Source organism: Paenibacillus vini, from assembly GCF_018403325.1.
In the GTDB taxonomy this organism is placed as follows: Bacteria; Bacillota; Bacilli; order Paenibacillales; family Paenibacillaceae; genus Fontibacillus; species Fontibacillus vini.
The window spans coordinates 54,578-73,880 of the sequence record NZ_BOSL01000017.1; the positions used below are offsets into that span (position 1 = coordinate 54,578).

A 19,303-nucleotide genomic window follows, 5' to 3' on the forward strand; every position below is an offset into this window, starting at 1 on the left:
ATCAAACAAGCCAAGCATAACATGGATATGTTAACGGGGTGTAAAAATATAAAAATACTGAAAAGTCGCATACTATGTTTTCTTGATGTAATTATTCGGCCTCATAGCCCTCCTCTTCATGCTGCTGCATAAACGGAAGCTCCAGAATAAAGGAGGAGCCTTCGCCGACCTTGCTCTCTACGCGGAGCGTGCCGTGGTGCAGCTCCGTCAAATGCTTGACGATGGACAGCCCCAGGCCCGTTCCCCCGGAGCTGCGCGAACGCGCCTTGTCTACCCGGTAGAACCTTTCGAAGATCCGCGGCAGGTCTTTCTTAGGAATCCCGATGCCGGTGTCGCTGACTGCGATCCGGACTTTCTCCTCATCCCCGTCGACGTCGATAACATCGACATCAACTTTAACCCTGCCGCCTTCCAGCGTGTAATTGATCGCATTGGAGAGCAGATTCATGAAAATTTGCTTTAATCGGTCCTCATCGCCTTCAATGAACAGATGTTCAGGAATATCCTGCACCATAACGATCGACTTCTTGGCGGCGGCAGGCTGCATCATTTCAAAAATGCTGCCGAACAGCTCCTTCAAATGGACCGGCGCATATTCGAGCGGCACCCGCTTCGATTCGATCTTGGACAGCTCCAGAATGTCGCCGATCAACCGGTTCAGACGCTCTCCCTCATCATGGATGATCTGCAGGAAGGAGCGCCGGGTTTCCTCATCCGGCACGCCGCCGGCCAGCAACGTCTCCGCGAACCCTTTGACCGCCGCAATCGGCGTCTTCAATTCATGGGACACATTAGCGACAAACTCGCTTCGCATGCCTTCCAGGCGCCGGATGTCCGTCACGTCCTGAAGGAGAAACAGCATACCCCTGTAGCTATTGTCATCTTCAAACATAGGGACCCCGTCAAATTGAAGGACCCTCTCCTCGGGCGCATATACATTCCGCTCGACGCGAAGGAACTCCTTGCGAGAAATTCCTTCTTCAACGAATTTCATGAACTCGTAATTCTGCTTCAAGTCCTCATAAGGCATTCCAAGAATATGCTCGCTGCGGACATGCAGGATGGATTCCGCTTCACGGTTGATCAAGGCAATTTTACCGGCACAATCGATCATCATGATGCCGCCGGTCATATTAGCCAGCACGCTTTGCATCAAGTCTTCATTGTCATGGATGACCTTAAGCTGCTGCTGAAGACTGTCGGCCATTCCGTTAATAGCCTGGCCCAGTTGCCCGATTTCATCCCGGCGGTCCAAATTCACCCTGGCGTCATAATCAAGCCCGGAAATCCGGTTCGCAACCCGGGTGATATGCTCCAATGGTCTGGTTAGCCCTGAGGCTACCCGATAACTGACGAAGGCTGCTGCCAGGAAAAGAAGCAACAGACCTCCTCCCATCAGGTACCATCCTTTATTCAATTCTTTGCCAACGGCCGCCAAACTCATCGATAGCCGGATATAACCGTCGAATCCGGCATCGGTTTTCACATGCCGGGCGACATAGAGCATGTCTTCGCCGATCGTCTCGCTATGCCGGATTGCGCTGCCGACCTTGTCGCTGGACGCCGACTCGATCTCCTTGCGTTTCTTGTGGTTGTCCATCTCCCCGGGCAGCATTTCCGAATCACCGATGACTGTGCCGTCCAGATTAATAAAGGTGATCCGGGAATCGATCAGTTGGTCCAGTTCCTGCGCTTTGGCAGTGTAGTATGATACTGCTCCCGGGTCATCCACTGGAATAAAAGAAAATGTACTTTCAAGCAAATTGATTTCCCGTGCCATATTTTCTTCCAGGGCACGGATGTGGGAATCCTTGAACACCTGCGCCATCGACAATCCCGCCGCAAGCATTGAGACTCCGATTAAACTCATTAAGATGAAAATCAGGCGGGAACGAAATGTTTTCATGTTATTTGAACACCGCTTCTTTAAACGTGGCCAGCTTTTCTAAAGATTCTTTCTCTACTCCGGCATGAAGGCTCTCCCCATGCGAATCCATCGTAACGATCGCCGCAAAACCGTCGACCTCCAAATGCCACATCGCTTCCGGAATGCCGAATTCCATGAAATCGACGCCGTTCACCTTCTTGATGCACTCCGCATAATATTGAGCCGCTCCGCCGATGGCGTTCAAATATACCCCTCCGTGCTCTTTAAGCGCGGCAAGCGTCTTCGCGCCCATCCCGCCCTTGCCGATGACCGCACGGATGCCGAACTTCTTAATAATGTCGCCCTGATAAGGCTCCTCCCGGATACTCGTCGTAGGCCCGGCCGCTTTGACATGCCAGCCCTCTTCATCCTTAAGCATGACCGGTCCGCAATGGTAAATAACCGCGCCATTCAAATCGACGGGCGCATCATGATCCATCAGGTATTTGTGCAGCGCATCGCGTCCTGTATGCATTTCACCTTGAATGATTACGACATCCCCAACGCGGAGGTTGCGGATCTGCTCTTCCGAAATCGGCGTTTGCAGCACGATTTCCCGTCCCTTAGGCGGAACGGAACCCGCGGCGGCGGTTTCATTCTGTTGCACCGGCTCTTCCATGGCTACTTCGCTGCCGGAAGGATATAACCAGCCACCGATTTCTCCTGTTACGGGATCCATTTTTACGCCTTGCCGGCGGAAAGCCCAGCAATTGTACGCTACGGATACGAAGAAGCTTGCCGGAAGGCGGTTCGCCGTTCCGATTTTGCAACCCAGCAGCGTTACCTCGCCGCCGAAGCCCATCGTACCGATGCCCAACTGGTTGCCCGCCTCCATGATATACCGTTCCAGCTGGTCCAACTCCGGAACCGGATTGACGTCATCCACAGCACGGAACAACTGCTGCTTCGCCAATTCATAACCGGTCGTCCGGTCGCCGCCGATACCTACGCCGATAAAGCCGGCGCTGCAGCCTTGCCCCTGAGCCTGATACACCGCATGCAGAATACACTTGCGGATGCCGTCCAAATCCCGGCCCGCGCGGCCAAGCCCCTCAAGTTCAGCCGGCAGGCTGTATTGGATGTTTTTATTTTCACAGCCGCCGCCCTTTAGGATCAGCCGCATATCGATATAGTCCTCTTCCCATTGCTCAAAATGAATCACCGGTGTGCCTGAACCCAAATTGTCGCCGCTATTCTCGCCGGTAAGCGAATCGACTGAATTCGGCCGCAGCTTGCCGTTCTTGGTTGCTCGTTGAATGGCCGATTTAATGTCTTTTTTCAGTTCGATCTGGTTCACGCCAACCGGAGTATGCACAATAAATGTCGGCATCCCGGTATCCTGACAAATCGGGGAAATTTGCTCCTCGGCCATATTAATGTTCCGGGTAATGGTCGACAAGGCGAGTCCTGCGCGAGTATCCTGGTTTTCCATCGCCCGGCCGCGATTTACCGCCCTCCGGACATCCCCGGGCAGGTTCGTAGACGTTTCCACAATTAATTGATATACGCTCTCTTCAAACTGATGCATGATCCAAGTTCCCCTCTCTTGTCTTCGAATTCATTGCAGGTTATGTCTGACGTATTTTTGCGGATAGCATTCTCTTCTTCAATAGCTTTATAATATCATAGTACCTAATCAGAGGTTGAAAATATAGTCAAATATATCATCCCGAAAAGAGAGGTTTCTCACTGATGAGCTACCATTTTTCCGCTTATATGTATCGCCTTCGTTCCATCCGGCGCTGGAGCCTGATGCGAAGCACCGCTCCCGAAAACGTGGCGGAGCATTCCTTCCATGTTGCCCTGCTCGCGCATCTCCTGTGCGAAATCGGAAACGGAATGTTCGGACGCCATCTGAATGCAGAACGTGCGGCCACCCTGGCCTTGTTTCACGATGCGACCTTATCTACATAAAGTTGCACATTGAATATAGTGTACAAATATAGATATATAAACTATAGTCAAAACCCTATAATACCAACGTTTCCTGAGATATTTTTTCTTAAAATATCGTTGCACATAATTGGAAACGTTGGTATTATTGTATTTGTTGACTATCTTCAATAATCATTAATGTACGTACTTGCACACAAAAATACGCATATTGGGGCGAAGTACATTTGGACAAGATTGTAGATTTTAATCATGACAGATATATTCGGTTTATTGCGGAGCCAGTGTGGCTTGATTGGATTAAACTTAAAAATAAAGAGGAAATTGAAAAGAAACAGGTAATGGTGATCTGTCTTAAAGATTTAAGAACAGATTGCAAGGTGGTTCATCCCATATCTGAGTTTGTTCTTCAATGGTATAACAAGCAATTTAACACAATGAGAAAGCACACAATAACCACAGTCGCATTCTTAAATTTCATATTAGATCGCCAAAACGATTTCAAAGTATCCACTTTAGAAGACCTTACCCTTTCACACGCGAATGAGTTTTTGAACCACTTGACAGCGAATTCAAGAGCATATGGAACTGTTAAGGATGCAGAGCAAACACTTACACAGCTATACCTTTTTTTGTACAAGCATGAAATACTGAAGCATGTTCAAGACAATGCATTCGAAAAGCATACAGGACCTTATCATACATATATCAAATCCCCATTCACTCCAATTTACCCATCAATAAAGGCAAGAAAAATTGAGCATATATTGCCTTATCAATACATTGGAATGTTTTTAGAGTCCGTTATTACCACAGCTAATCCGATTTTACTTGGAGTTTACTTCCAAATCTTTGGAGGATTACGTGCAGGTGAGGTTGTTAACATTAAGAGATCTGACGTTAAAGTGAAGCCAACTGGAGAAATACTCATCTCATTAAATAACAATAATCTTCGAACTGATATACGAACTGGTGATGCTAGCGTAAAACGACCAAGACAACAACGAATAATGTCAATTCACGATTGGTTAAGCCTTTTTAAAGAGAACCACTACAAATTATATATACCTACAGATGGTTCTAATGCCTTGTTTATCAATCGAGATGGTAAAGCAATGTCGTTAGGTAGTTACAGACAATACTTTGAAAAGGCTAAAACACACTTTATTAAACGATTACGAGAGAGTCATTATAAGGATGATGTTCTGCTTGGGAATCACTTATATACAGCTAAATGGTCTACACACATTGGACGAGGTACATTTACTAACTTACTTGCTGAAGAAGCGGAGAATCCATATGATATTGCCCAGCCTCGTGGGGATAAACAGTTAACCTCTTCCCTTTCATACATGAGTGGAACTGAAAGAATGAAAAGAAAGATTGAAGAAAAGTTGCAAAATATGACCACTAATTATCTTCCTATGCTTATTCAGCAAAGAAAAAGGAACTAATCCAGTCAAAAAGAGAGGCGAGTTATGGAAGAAAAAGATATTGTTGCTCCACAAGGAATGATAAATATTGCGGAGTTGCAGAAACGCTGGGAGCTAAGTCGTAACATAGTTTACTCTATCGTTGTTAAATTCAAACGAAATATTATGCACGACCGTAAACTTTACATATGTCTGGACGAAATTGAATACTATGAGAGCTATGAATTGAAGAAGAAAAAGCCAGTATTAAACGGTGAATACGTACACAGTTCTGAAATAAAGAAATGGCTTATGGAAAATGGATTCCCTTCTCCCGAAGCTACGTTTAAGAAGATGCGAGACAATAATCTACTAGGGAAGATTATAAAGCAAGGCATACATTACTTGATATCCAAACCTGACTTTGAACATTTTAAGAATCACTATGAACCTTTTCGATATTTATCAATGAATAACACGCCGTCAGATTATATGGGACTTAGACCAAAGGGAACAATGAGTATCCGTGAACTTTCTGTTAGATTGAAGTTGAATAGCTATAAGTCCGTATACAAGTACTTTGATAAAAATTTATTACCAAAACCTATTTTATTTTTAGGAACTAAGTTCGTTCTAATAAGCGATATTGAGGCTTTTGAGTCAAATAAGAGAGAAGCAACTGCCCCGAAAACAGTGGAAAAACTGATTGTTAAATTACAAGATCAAGTTTTGAATTTTAAACATGACTGCCCGATTGAGACTACAAACCTATATATAGACTTCTGTTTATTAAAGCTAAAAAGTAGTGCGGCCTCATTACGTAAAAAAAACCAGAATGTATCTATTTATGTATCAACATATAAACGATACGTTTCAAAATTTATTTTCAAACTTGCAAAGTTATCTGATTCGGAAGTAGAACTACTAATGAGACGAGAAGATATTTCAAGTAACAGAAAAGAAATCTTATTAGACTTTATCAGATATAGCGATAGCCTATACAATATAAGACGTTCAAAGAATATCGTGATAAGTAGATACGAAAAAAAGAAAACAAACTCTGATGAAAAGTCAATATATACACCAGAATTATACTTTGAATATGTGAACTACGTAAAAAATCTTGATTACCTCATTCCACTTTCTACCTCCTCACAAAAAGTCTCTAATGCTTGGTTATTTATTATTATGCACTTAACCGATGCATGGAGAGCACCCGACATCGTAAATAACTTACCAGCAATTGATATTGAAGCAATAGGAATTGACTCTATTGATTGGTTTAATGATAACTGTATCTCTTTATCCCAAGCATCCCAAATAGTTCAACAAGTCAGTAAAAAGGTTGAACAAGCTTTATCAAGTAAAACAAAAGCAATATTAAACTTTTTTGTAATACCCGATATGGTAGTTCCTTTTGCTAATGCGGCCATAATTAGCGAGCTACATAGACGAAGAAAAAACCATGAGTTTTTGTTAAGCACTTTGAGTAGTTACCGCATATCCGATTTTACTAAACGATTGATGTTTAGTGAAAATCAGCAATTAATGGGTTTTCAATCAAGAAAAATGAATAGAAGTACACTCACCTATCTCTTTTATTCCATTGTCGAAGAAGATGGATCAGATGCAGACGTTGCATTAGAACTTGCAAAGGTTTCTCGATCTCATAAATCCCCAAACTCAACAGAAATTTATCTTAATAATACAAACAAGGACGGGTCATTAAACAGAGTTTCACTAAACATTTTCAGACGTGGACATTTTGGCTGGCTATACAAACACATTATAGACATGTCAGTATCACCTCTTGTTCAGAAGCTTTCAAACGAGAACAGAACTGCACTTATAGAAAATTTAAGGTCAGATCTGAAACCCTTTGAGGTCGAGGGTTGGGGGGAATTTATCAACGCTAAAACAAAACAAGAAAATTCTGTACTATCTAATCTGACCCGTCGCACAACTGAAGATTTTATTCTCTTGATAAAAAAGATCATGGCTGGAAGATTGCCTGCTCGAACACCTGGTGGACAATGTTTGGTCTATCCTAATTGCAAATATCCGTTAAGAAAGAATTGCTTTGGTTGCGAGTATTTCATACCTCATTCAAGCGTTTTAACTGAAGCCGCAGATGAATTTAAACGTTTGTATGAGCTTATCAAAGAATCAAAATACGATGCATTATTGCAAAGAGATTCAAGATTTATGCTCCATCTTATTTTACTATTTAATGAAGCTTATCAATCATTTGATAGAGAATATGTTGATTCATTTTTTTCTTATCAAGAGTTCCAGGCCACACTCAAAGAACTAATCCCTTTATTGAAATTAAAATCAGATATACCACAGAAATGAGTTGAACTTTCCATGCTTGTGCGAAAGAAATTATTTAATGCCGGAATAACTAAAGTTGAATTAATTGAAAACATTATTATGACAGAAAGCAATGAGGCCGATATCTTAAACACTTTCATATTTTTAAAAGACACAGGGATTATTGAAGTAAATTCTTTTGAAGACACAGAATGGAAATATAGAAGCGAAGTCTACAACGTCCCATTTACATTAGTTTTTGATTTAGAAATACATTCGGAGTTCAATTACTTATTGAAGGCATACTCAATAATTAGGATTGTCAACCGAGTTGCACCTACTACCATAACTTTAGAAATTAATTACTTGAAAAGAATAATTAATGCAACTGATGCATTTCGTGCTATCAATGAATATCACATAATGTGTGCAACTTTATCATCACCTGAATCGAGTCGAATCACAAAAACATTACTAATGTTTATCAATTTCGCCGGCTTACCAAATAAGCATGAGATCGTTGAAGCATGCGAAAGATATTCGTATAAAAAACATAGTAACAGAGAACTCCCTGATTTTCATTCTGTAATGATCTACGACAAATGTATCGAACATTTTTTCACACAATTTGATTCAGAAGAAACAATTAAATACTTGCCAATATGGTTGTGGTGGCGGTTAACCAATATTCTCCCGATGAGGCCGAGCGAGTTTTTCCTTTTGCGTTACAATTGCATAGAATTCGATAATTTATCTAATGAGTTTTGGATTAACATAACACGAATAAAAGAAGAAAAAAGAGACCGAACGGAACATGAAAAGTTGAACTATTCTAAAGTGAAAATTGATAACGCCACCTATCAATTTATAAAACAGTTCAAGAATATACAGGAAATTTTACATGTAACAAAAACAACCCCAGAATATCTGCTTCCTTATTCGCTCTATCAAAAATCAAACAAAAAAAGCCGAACAGTTGCCCATAATAGGATGGATCTCCATGTGTTTAAGATTCAATTAAAGAAATTCCACCATGAAGTGATTGTGAAATATTATGGCTATGAAGAATGCAACCAAATAAGACCAGGTGATACTCGCCACTTTGCTATAATTAATATGTTTTTACAAGGATATAATCCTTTATCGATTGCTCGTATGGCTGGACATAATAAAATTGCTACTCAAGAGAATTATTACAATCATGCAGTTCATTTTGCTGAATCACATATATATCATTTAGCACAACAAAAGCATGAAAACAGGATAAACGAGAAAATAACAAACACTTTATTGGGAAATAAACGTGATGTATATAATAATGGACTTCAGTATTCATACGATGAACTACAACATTTTAGAAAAGTAGAGTATGGTTATTGTAAAGACTTAACGCCTGAGTTCCCTGATAACTGTACAGACAATTGTATGAGTTGCACGCTGTATATTTTTAAGCCGGCGATAAACGAACAAGAAGCAGCTATAAAAAATCTAACTGAGTATTCATGTGAGTTAGGAAATCGGATCACACAAGAAATCGAAAACATCTTTAAAATTGGTAAAAGAATCAACACGATTAACACGATACGTGTTGAAGAATCACTATTAAATAAGTCCCGTTCACTTTCCCAACTAAAAGAAGCGAAGGCATTGGTTGATTCATTTAGAATAGAGGTTGATTCATATGAATAAAAAAAACAAGTTACTTCAAAATAATAAAATCGTTAAGAACAATAAGAAAGTCACTACACCTGCTAAACGTGGTAGAACTGAAGAATACTCTGTTGAAGAATTAAAAAAAATTGCATTGAAAATTAAAAAAGATATCAATGGAGCTAAACTTTCTTATTTAAAATTACAGAAGCTAACAGGAATTGGACGAAACACTTGGAGCCGTAAAATCCCTGATTTTATTGAAACCCTAAACAATCCAATTTCACTACCACACAAGATTAACTCAAATGATGATGTATACTATCCTAATTTCTCAGCATTGGTTGAAACTTACGATGGAGACATTAACCTCTTATATAATGAATTGAATGAATTTGAACTCCAATATCAAAAGAAGGACGCTGAAGTTGCTTTATTAAAAGAGGAATTACAATCGTTAAGAAAATATAAAGAGGACTTTTCACAACTCAAAATAAAAATCGAAAAATACAAGAAGCAAGCGGAACATTATAAAGCTTTATATGAACAAATTACAGTAGCAAGTACCTTCCCGCACTTGAGAAAAGAGCTGGATTTAAATCACAATTTACTCAATTTCAAAAAGAACGCAGAGTCATTGTCACTAAAAAACCTTGAGAACCATTTTCCACAAACAACTAAATCTGATACTGCTTCGGATAGAACAAATGAGAACTTGAAGATAATAAAAAATATGGCTCCTAACCTTTTCGACTAAAAAATATAGGTAGGTGAAATATGAAAAACGGGAAATTCACAAGTCTAATATTACAAATGCAATATGTCTCAAGGTGGAATGAATATGGGCCACGATTTAAGGATAATTCGGCAAGTCATAGTTTCAGATGTGCAACAATTGCAATATTTGTTGGAATTATAGAAGAGAAATTATTCAATAATCCTTTAAATAAAGGACAGTTAGTTGCAAGAGCATTATTACACGATATGAACGAAACTGTAACTGGCTCAATAAAACATATAACAAAAAAAGATCCACATGTTGCGAATCATATCCAACGACTTGAGCGGGAAGTAAGTGAACAAATCGTTTCTTATTTATCAAAGTCATTACAGCCTTTCTTCTTTGATTACATCGTAAATGCTGAAGATGATAGCTATATAGGTCAACTGATTATGCATATCGATAGTTTTGACGCAATGTTATTTTGCTTACGTGAATTTACTTCAGATTCTAATCCATATTTTAAAAAACAATATGAGCACTTTCATAATCAGTTACTACACTCAGATTTCCAATCAATCGTATGGCTGGTACGTGAATTTGAAAAAAAAGAGGGGCTTTATGAGTTACTTTCTCATATTTTAAATCTGGATAAAGTAGAGCGGTGGATTGGAAACTTTAATCTGATCCCTGATAATGATGCAACTCACTCATTTCGTGTCGCGGCACTATCTTTGTTTAATGGTATTCTTGAATCAGAACGGTTTGGAAATAAACATATAGATACATATCGTTTATTAGGAAAATCCTTAATGCACGATTTAGTCGAGGGTATAACCGGGGATGTAGCCTCACCAATTAAAAAATCTTCAAATGAGGTTCGAAAAGCATTTGAGAAATACGAGAAAGAAGTTGCAAAATCAATGCTCGTAAAACTCCCCTCTATATTTCATGATGAATTAATTGATTTCATGGTAAATTCAAAAGACAACTCATACGAAGGGCAATTAGTTGAAATTTCAGACAAAATTGACGCTCTAATTAAAAGCAACTTAGAAATGAGAAACAACCCTCTTTACGGTGAAAGGTATTACCAACAACTTACAATTATTCAACGCAATTATGAGAACCCATGTGTTATTTTTTTTCTCGCATATATATTACACGATTTATCGTATACCAACTTTTTACGTTAGAATTGTCAAACTTTTTGCAACAGACTACTACGGTAGTCTGTTGTTAATTATTTTGCCTTAATTAAATCGAATAAAATCAAATCACTTTACTCCATCGGGCTCCTCTTGTCACGTTCATCAAAAGCTTTCAATACATCCTTCACCAATTTCTCCACAATTTCTACTTCATCTAATTCCCTGCCTTTTAAAAGGACAGAAATTATGTCAATCAATTTATCTTTTTCAAAATCAGCTTTATCATTTGTACGAAAAATAACTTCTTCGGGTTTAACATTTAGTGCATTCACTATACGTTCTAATGTTTCCAAGGATATATTCTTTTCTCCCCTTTCGATCCCACCCATATATGACTGAGGAAGGCCCACTAATTCACCGAGTTGTTCCTGAGTTAGTCCCCGATTTTTTCGCAAATAGCGTATACGTTCACCGACTATAGTCAATAAATTTTTCAAATTTCTCACCCCTCTACAGAGTAGGCAAGTAATCTCATTTATTAAACACCCTTATAACATATATATCCATTTGAAATTAGATCTTATAAGATCTATAATCAAACCATAAATTGCTTGGGAGGAAAGATAACAACATGACTCAACTTACAAATCAAATTGTTATTGAAAATGTCTTGTTAGGGAAAATGCGTGGAAAGATTGTATATCAAAGTCAAATTACAGCGGCTATAGCCTCTCAAATTCTTTTTGTAAAGCCATACGATCTACCTTCTGGATTTGGATACCAACGTCCTGTAAACCGAAAGAGATGTGATGATTTCTCAAAGTATTTATCCCTGGGTGATGACTCGTTATTCACCCCAATTCTTATAAATGCGGCATCTAATTGGGAATTTGTTGTCTATGATAAACAACGCCCCAATTTCGGTCGCTTATTCTGTAAAGATAAAGCATCATTAATGGATGGCCAACATCGAATGGGGGGGATACAAAAATATATACAAGAAACTAATTCGGACATTAGCGTCCCTTTCTTAGCATTTCATTGCTTGGATGATGAAGAAGAAATCAAACTCTTTGATACAATAAATACGAAAGCAAAAGGTATTGGACTTTCGTTAAGCAAATACCTTCGAAGGGATTCTGATGACCTTAGTTGGGTTGCTACTGAACTGATGATGATAAAGGAAAGTCCTTTTAGAGAAATCGGAAGTATAATTGGAAAACGCACGAAGGGTAGACATGTGACTTTGCAAAACTTATATAAAATGCTGCATTTATTAACTAATGATCCTTCAATTTCTTTATTTTCTAAAGAGGAAAAATTAAAAATTGCATTAATTTATTATGGAGGTTTAAAAGATCTTTTTACGGCTGAATGGTACGATTATAAATCATTTAGATTAACTCATATTGTTTGTCTTGATGCACTATCAATTGTAGGCAAAGAACTTTTGTTAAAAGCTAAACATGAGAATAGTAAACAAATAAATCAACAAGTAGTTTTAAAGGGTCTTAACGGGCTTAAAAAAGTAGATTGGTCAGTAAATGGCCCTCTAAAATACCTTAAGGGTTTAAATGGATCGAAATCCCTCTCTACCGATTTAAGGGATTTAATGCAATCTGGCAATTGATTTCGTCAACATAAAAGAGAAGGACACACAAGCTGTGCTCATCCTTCTCTTTTAAGGGTATTCGGATTTTATGGTGGAAAAGGGCTTATAAATCACCCTTCTCCAAATTCTTAATAAGTGTGGAAAAATCGACACCAAAGTTGTCTGTAATGTCGTGATCATTCACTTCATACCAATTGAAAGTATCGTATAACATAGCTTTATTGAAAGCACTTGAATTAAATCGTGGCTTACGCTTTTTATGGAGCTTCTCATTGAAAAGGATTTTGGCTCGTAAGGCATCAAACGAGTAACCTCTACCCATTCGCTCTACCTGCCTAATAATGCTGTTAATTGACTCCGTATAAGCATTAGTGAGCCTTTTATCAAAGTAGTTGAATATTTCGACATGCCAGTTGTCTACGGCTCTCACGAGGTCTTTATATGCGTCTTTAGAGTTGCTGGACATACAACGGTGTCTCCATTGACTATAACGAAGATGACCTTCATCTGGATCAGGAGTATCCCATATCCAGTAAAACTCTTCTTTGAGTTCATAGGCTTCTTTTAAAGCAGGAAGATTACCTAACCAAGTATCTAAGAGGAATGATTCACGTTCATTTAGATCGTGTTTACGCTTTAGAAGGATAAACCTTTCACGCATAAGGGTACGTCTTTCTTTTTGGCTCATATGGGCTTTCAAAGACTTTCTGACGTTATCTAAGGCTTGATTAGCCATTCTAACTACATGAAACTTATCTACGACAACTTTAGCGTGTGGAAGGATAGTGTTCACTGCGTCTTTGTAGGGCTTCCACATATCCATTGTGACGTACTCAATGTAAGTCCTGTCACTGATTTCTGAAAGACGTTGGATGACTGTTTCCTTGTTACGGTTAGGCTTGATGTCATAAATAGTCCTGCGTTCAATATTAGTCAATACAAGCCGAGGTCTACGGATAATATGTATCTCGTCTATCCCAAGCCACTTAGGAGTTTCAAACTGGTATTCACGTTCTTTGAGTGCCACATAGTCCTTAAAAACGTTCCTAATGGTTTTCTCGTCAACACCAACGCTTTCTGCGACTTCTACAAAGGTCTTAGACATGGATTGCTCTTGAATGGACTTTAAAAGCCTTTTGGTCATACTACGCTTTTCATCTACAGATATTAGGCGTTCCCAGAAGGTAGATCCGCATTCACGACACTTGTATCGTCTACGGTTCAATTGTAAGCCCACTCGCTTTAAACGAATGGGCAAATCCATAATTAGTTGATTTCTTGAACTGTGTTTGTACAACTTGTCAAAACCACATTCAGGACAACGTTCAGGTGGTCCGACTGCTTCAACTTTAAACATCATATCGGTTTCATTTTCTTGTGGCGGTTCTATTGTTTTAATGTCTGGTAGGGATAATAAGTCTGACATATTATTCATCCTTTATTACTCTGCGGTGTTAAGGTATCAATTATAGATTTGATGTCGAAATCATCAGTGTTAAATTATTTTTGTGACCACAAATGCACTTAGAAAATCCCTTAAAGCATTAGCTGGTTCACTTGAATAGGGAGTTGTAAAAAAGTTCCCTTAGCCTGCACAACAAGATAATTTCGAAATATCTTTATCGAACGTAAGTGCAGCTAATTTTAGCCCTTCAGCCATTGTTAAATATGGTGCTAGGGTTTCTGTTAAATCTTCTATCGTTAAGCCAAATTTAACAGCTAATGATGCTGCATAGATGACATCTCCTGCATTCTCAGATACAATATGAACCCCTAATACTTTTAGTGTTTCTGCATCTGCTACTAGTTTAAATACACCGGTTGTTTCACGGTTTACAATTGCTCTTGGAACAGCATCTAAAGGTAATACAGATGTCTTCACATCATACCCTTTCTCTTTTGCTTGTTCTTCTGTTAAACCAACCGTTGCAACCGTCGGATTCGTAAACGTAACAGCAGGAACTACCGATAAATCTATTTTTTTGTTTAATCCACCAATAGCATTATCAGTAATAATTCCACCTTCATAGGCTGCTACATATACAAATTGTGGTCCTAAAGTCACATCTCCTGCTGCATAAATCTTTTCATTACTTGTTTGACCAAAATCATTGATCAGGATTTCATTATTTTTTCCAGTTTCAACACCTGCTGCACTTAAATTTAAAGAATCCGTATTTGGTTTTCTTCCAGTGGCAACAAGTAACTGATCTGATTCAATGACTTCTCTACTGCCATTTACTGTTACGTAAACCCTTTTTATCTCTCCACTTTGTTCAACACGCTCAAAAGTTGCCCCTTTGACAAGGTTTATACCCTGTTCAATTAACGCTTTTTCAACTGACTCTGAAATCTCAGGATCATACTCCTTTAAAAGTCGCTCACTTCTTTGCATAAGCGTTATTTCTGAACCTAAATGATGAAATAGTTGTCCAAGCTCCATTCCAATGTATCCTGAACCAATTACAGTTAATCGTTTTGGTATTTTCTTTAACTCAAGAAGTGTTGTACTAGTTAAATAGTCCATTTTTTCAAGTCCTGAAATTTGGGGCAACGAAGGCGATGCACCTGTTGCAATTAAAAAGCGTTTTGCAGATAACTTTGCCCCATTGACCTCAACCGTACTAGCATCAACGAATTTTGCTTCACCTTTAATTAAATCAAAATTATATTCATCAATTAAATCCATATATTTTTGATTCCGAAGTTCGCTCACCAATTTATCCTTTTGCGTGATTAAACTAGCTAAATCCACTTCTCCAGCGGATGTTTGTAAACCTATAAACGGATTGTCTTTTGATAAATGATTGATTTCCCCTGCCCTAAGAAGAGTTTTTGACGGAACACAGCCAATATTCACACAGGTTCCCCCAACCGTTCCACGCTCAATCATTCCAACTTTTGCACCGTATTCTATAGCTTTAATTGCCGAAGAAAAGGCAGCAGCACCAGAACCAATAATAAGAAGGTCATAATTGTCTTCATTAATTAACGCCACGTTTTCTAGTGATGATACTTCTTCAATTTCTCCGGCTTGGTAATTTGCTTCATCAATCGCCTTTATTGCACTTTCAACCTCAATATCATCGGGCAGTTCAAATACTGCTTCACCACGACGATAACTAGACTCAATATTTTTAGCACCTATCTTTTCAAGTGCTGATTCTACGTGTTTTTCACAACCCGTACAAGTCATTCCTGAAATGTTTACCTTAAATTTATTCATAAAAAAGCTCCTTTCGTTAATTAATCTCTCATGTTAATGTTTCTATTATTGGACACGAATGTAATTGCTTTTCATCTGGACATCGTTGTTTTAAGTCGTCTAACATAGTTTCAATTCGTTTTAAATCCTCTATTTGTTTTTGCACTTCCTTTTGTTTTTTAGAAACAAATTCGAACATATCTTGACAACGAACTTCATCTTTATCTACAACACCAAGTAATTTATAAATCTCGCTTAAAGAAAAACCAAGTTCCTGTATTCGTTTAATAAACCCAACACGCTTAACGTCATCATATGAATATATCCGATAACCAGCTTCCGTTCGGTGAGGTTCTTGTAATAAATTTTTTCGCTCGTAATATCTGATCGTTTCTTTATTAACTCCACATTTATCTGCAAACTCACTAATGCGATAAATCATCTTATTTCACCCCATGAATATTATAAACCGTGTACCATAGTACACGGTCAAGTAAATTGGACTATTTTATTTTTTTCCCAAAGTATCACTCGTATGTGATTGATACTTTTATATAATACTATTGATTATCCTAACATCCCACCAGAAAATCCGATTTAAACACCAGTTGTTTTTAAACTATTAAGAAAGTAATTCCACTATATATTCCGAAGACCCTCTTTTAATTATTACAAGATGTAATTCATTTTTGCCAACAAATCTTAAACAAATAGCGGTCGACCTTTTTAATGCAAAGCTTTCTTTTATCAGAATCGGAACTTTATACTTTAAAGTGAGTTATACCACGCTTTAAATTCATTGTTGTGGTTTCTCATTTGATCAAGTTCATCTAATAAATCGGATTTATTATACGTTAGAGTTTGATTATTTTTATCAATATGAACTGATATTCCGCTAATTTTTGAATAGGTACGTCTGATAATACTATTACTTCCCTTCTTCCCATCGTTATCCACGAGCACCTTCAAACCATGGAGTTTATCCCAATTTATATTGTCCTCCTCAGGATCTAAACGAGACCTTACTGAGTTTAGTAGACATGTATCAATAAAAAATTCAATCATTAACCTTAAGTAAAAAAAGCCTTCAAGAGTGTCAATTGCAGAAGAACAGGGTGAAGCTAGTATCCCTTCAATTCTTTCCTTTAAATGTTTTGGTGCTTGATAAGGAAGAACCTCGGCTAATACACCTGATAAACCTTCATAAGAATAAACTTCATACCACTTTGCACAAAATATTTTCGTTGTCTCGTTACATTTAAAAGTATCAGAACAAAGCTTACACTTTGCTCCTCTTCTTCCGTTTTCGAATGAAACTTTATTCTTCAAAGCTGTCACAAAGGGTTTACTATGTGTGAATACTATAACCTGTCGCTTCTTGCTTTCCGTAACAATCCTCTCTGAGAGTAAATCTATTTTATCTAGATCAAAACTCGTAATCGGATCGTCAAGAATAATCGGATTACAATTATCTTCATAGTAATTGATGTCAGCGAAAAAATCTGCCAATCCGAGCAGGTTTTTTTCCCCTTCACTTAAAATTATATTGAGTTCTTCACCAAAATACTTACGATCTAAACGTCCCTTTTTTACTTTAGAATCAATACTAAATTTATATTTAAAAAATTGGAGTTCTGTATTAAACAATTCATTAAATTTATCAATTTGAAGTTTAGTTGTAGCTTCATTTTGTTTCTTTGTAATGTTGCTTTTTACGGTAGATAGAGCGTTAATTAACTTTTTATGTTTTGAATTTAACTGAATGAGTTCATAAATCATTTCAAAAGATTCTTTATTTTCTATGACTCTCTTCCTAACATCAATTTTGTCCAATTTATAATTAACACCTTCTAATTCAATAATTCTATTTTCTTCTATTTTTTTACATCGTTCTATTTCTTCTTCTTTTTCTTTTATTGATTGATCTAATATTTCCAAATAGGTCTGTATCTGTTCCTTATTTAATAAAACAGGACTAGCTGTAGGGGCGGATTCTAACATACCGTCGCTTTCCCTCAGTGACGCTAATAGCTCCTTGTTTTGTTCTCCAAAACCGACTATTTCCGAGATTAATCGAGACTCAAGAAATTTCAATTCTTCAATTTTCTTTTCAATCTGCGTTAACTCAAATTTCTTTTTTTCTAAGTGATTATTATTCTGTAAAAACAGATTTTTATATTGTTCTACTAATTCGGAAGCTTTTTGATCAAGTGCTTGATTACAAAAAATACATGTATCATTATCTCTAGGGTATTCGAAGCTTTTTATAAAGTGTACCGCATGTCCAATAAACTCTTGCCAACCCACTTTATCGATATGTGCCAAATCCATATTTCTCAAGGCAGATAATTGTTGTGTTTCCTCAATGTCTTTTGCCTCATTATACTCGAGTTCTAATTTCTTCTGCTTGGCCTGAATACTATCCTTCTCTGCTAACTTATTTAAGTCATCTTTTATTCTATTGAGATTAATTGTTTCGTTTGTTAGTAACCTTATCTTATCATTACTGTTCTGTTGTATTCTTTCCCTCTGTGCTAATAATTGTTCATAATTAGTTAATTCCTCAGTAGTGAGGGGTGTAAATAATGAAGAATCAAGCATGCTATCCGAATTATTTAATAAATCTATAACCTCAGTAAATTTTATAACACTCTTTAAATTATTCTGGATAAGATCTACTGTTCTTTCATTTTCACTGATTTTTTTGTCAAGACAAACTTGAATTTGATCTACTTCTTTTATTAATATTTCAAAATAATGCAGCTTAAAAGGTTCTAACTTCCAATCTAAATTTTTTCCCCTTTTGACTACAATATCAATATTTTCATTATCAAAAATATCTATATATTCTTTAACTCCGCTTATAAAAGAAGGTTCTGTACTAATCCATTCCTGTGATAAACTTTCAATCTGTTGAGTGGGGTCATGGTGCATTAAAACGTGATCTGTTCTATTACAATATGAGAGACTGACTCTTTTTTCGTTACCATCATTATTTATGCTTTGGTTTATATATCCCTTTATTTGGTATGCTCTTTTAGAAAAAACAGACAATGCTTTAAAATAGCTTGATTTTCCTGCACCGTTCTTTCCATAAATGACCGTAAGATGTGGACTAAATGTAATCTCTGAGTTTTCTTTCAATGCACCTACATTATTGATGTTATGTAATTTTACCAAAGAGTACTGAGAGTTTGTTTGCTCTTGTTCAAATGAATCTTCTACTTCTATTTCTTCAAAATCCTCAATTGCCTCCTCACCTAATAAAATACCTATAACGGATTCCCTATCCTTATCAGATAAACTGCCTTTTTTAAGCATCATGATGTCTACAAGCTTAGTAAACCATTCTTCTTTCCCGTATGATCTGAGCTCTTTTATAAAATCAATACCACTTCTTTTCTCCAAGACTAAACCTC

General features: G+C 37.5%; 13 protein-coding genes and 1 pseudogene. 7 read left to right on the forward strand and 7 right to left on the reverse strand.

The window, feature by feature from the left end; genetic code table 11:
* Window positions 1-91 precede the first annotated feature (91 nt).
* Window positions 92-1,906, reverse strand: coding sequence for a two-component system histidine kinase PnpS (pnpS, locus tag KJS57_RS21480; protein ID WP_211021009.1), 1,815 nt, complete (start codon window positions 1,904-1,906; stop codon window positions 92-94).
* Between the two features lies 1 nt (window position 1,907).
* Window positions 1,908-3,455, reverse strand: a complete 1,548-nt coding sequence (locus KJS57_RS21485; RefSeq protein WP_213656306.1) for a fumarate hydratase — start codon at window positions 3,453-3,455, stop codon at window positions 1,908-1,910.
* 164 nt (window positions 3,456-3,619) lie between these two features.
* On the opposite strand from KJS57_RS21485, the pseudogene KJS57_RS21490 reads away from it, so the two are divergent.
* From KJS57_RS21490 to KJS57_RS21515, 6 genes and pseudogenes are all read left to right on the forward strand, one after another.
* Window positions 3,620-3,829: pseudogene (locus KJS57_RS21490) on the forward strand (YfbR-like 5'-deoxynucleotidase); the annotation flags it as partial.
* 218 nt (window positions 3,830-4,047) lie between these two features.
* On the forward strand, window positions 4,048-5,274 hold the full coding sequence (locus tag KJS57_RS21495) for a site-specific integrase (protein ID WP_213656307.1): 1,227 nt from the start codon (window positions 4,048-4,050) through the stop codon (window positions 5,272-5,274).
* 24 nt (window positions 5,275-5,298) lie between these two features.
* Window positions 5,299-7,587, forward strand: coding sequence for a hypothetical protein (locus KJS57_RS21500; RefSeq protein WP_213656308.1), 2,289 nt, complete (start codon window positions 5,299-5,301; stop codon window positions 7,585-7,587).
* 12 nt (window positions 7,588-7,599) lie between these two features.
* A complete protein-coding gene (locus KJS57_RS21505; protein ID WP_213656309.1) occupies window positions 7,600-9,234 on the forward strand; it encodes a tyrosine-type recombinase/integrase in 1,635 nt (544 codons plus the stop codon).
* Window positions 9,227-9,952, forward strand: a complete 726-nt coding sequence (locus tag KJS57_RS21510) for a hypothetical protein (protein WP_213656310.1) — start codon at window positions 9,227-9,229, stop codon at window positions 9,950-9,952. Before KJS57_RS21505 ends, KJS57_RS21510 begins: the two co-directional genes overlap by 8 nt.
* A 20-nt stretch (window positions 9,953-9,972) precedes the next feature.
* Complete coding sequence (locus tag KJS57_RS21515) at window positions 9,973-11,112, forward strand: YfbR-like 5'-deoxynucleotidase (RefSeq protein ID WP_213656311.1); 1,140 nt, start codon at window positions 9,973-9,975, stop codon at window positions 11,110-11,112.
* A gap of 86 nt (window positions 11,113-11,198) precedes the next feature.
* On the opposite strand, the gene KJS57_RS21520 is transcribed toward KJS57_RS21515, so the two are convergent.
* Window positions 11,199-11,564, reverse strand: a complete 366-nt coding sequence (locus KJS57_RS21520; RefSeq protein WP_244861662.1) for a helix-turn-helix domain-containing protein — start codon at window positions 11,562-11,564, stop codon at window positions 11,199-11,201.
* A 134-nt stretch (window positions 11,565-11,698) separates the two neighbouring features.
* On the opposite strand from KJS57_RS21520, the gene KJS57_RS21525 reads away from it, so the two are divergent.
* Window positions 11,699-12,697 (forward strand): DGQHR domain-containing protein, encoded by a 999-nt coding sequence (locus tag KJS57_RS21525; RefSeq protein ID WP_213656312.1) that lies wholly within the window; start codon window positions 11,699-11,701, stop codon window positions 12,695-12,697.
* Between the two features lie 85 nt (window positions 12,698-12,782).
* Here the strand turns inward: KJS57_RS21525 and KJS57_RS21530 are convergent, their stop codons facing one another.
* The 4 genes from KJS57_RS21530 to KJS57_RS21545 all read right to left on the reverse strand — a co-directional run bounded on the left by KJS57_RS21530 (window position 12,783) and on the right by KJS57_RS21545 (window position 19,292).
* A complete protein-coding gene (locus KJS57_RS21530) occupies window positions 12,783-14,105 on the reverse strand; it encodes an ISL3 family transposase (protein ID WP_009374086.1) in 1,323 nt (440 codons plus the stop codon).
* A gap of 159 nt (window positions 14,106-14,264) precedes the next feature.
* Window positions 14,265-15,905, reverse strand: a complete 1,641-nt coding sequence (merA, locus tag KJS57_RS21535) for a mercury(II) reductase (protein ID WP_002440486.1) — start codon at window positions 15,903-15,905, stop codon at window positions 14,265-14,267.
* Window positions 15,906-15,933: 28 nt separating this feature from the next.
* Window positions 15,934-16,326, reverse strand: coding sequence for a mercury resistance transcriptional regulator MerR (merR, locus tag KJS57_RS21540; RefSeq protein ID WP_001863748.1), 393 nt, complete (start codon window positions 16,324-16,326; stop codon window positions 15,934-15,936).
* A gap of 326 nt (window positions 16,327-16,652) precedes the next feature.
* Window positions 16,653-19,292, reverse strand: a complete 2,640-nt coding sequence (locus KJS57_RS21545; protein WP_213656313.1) for an AAA family ATPase — start codon at window positions 19,290-19,292, stop codon at window positions 16,653-16,655.
* Between the last annotated feature and the right edge of the window lie 11 nt (window positions 19,293-19,303).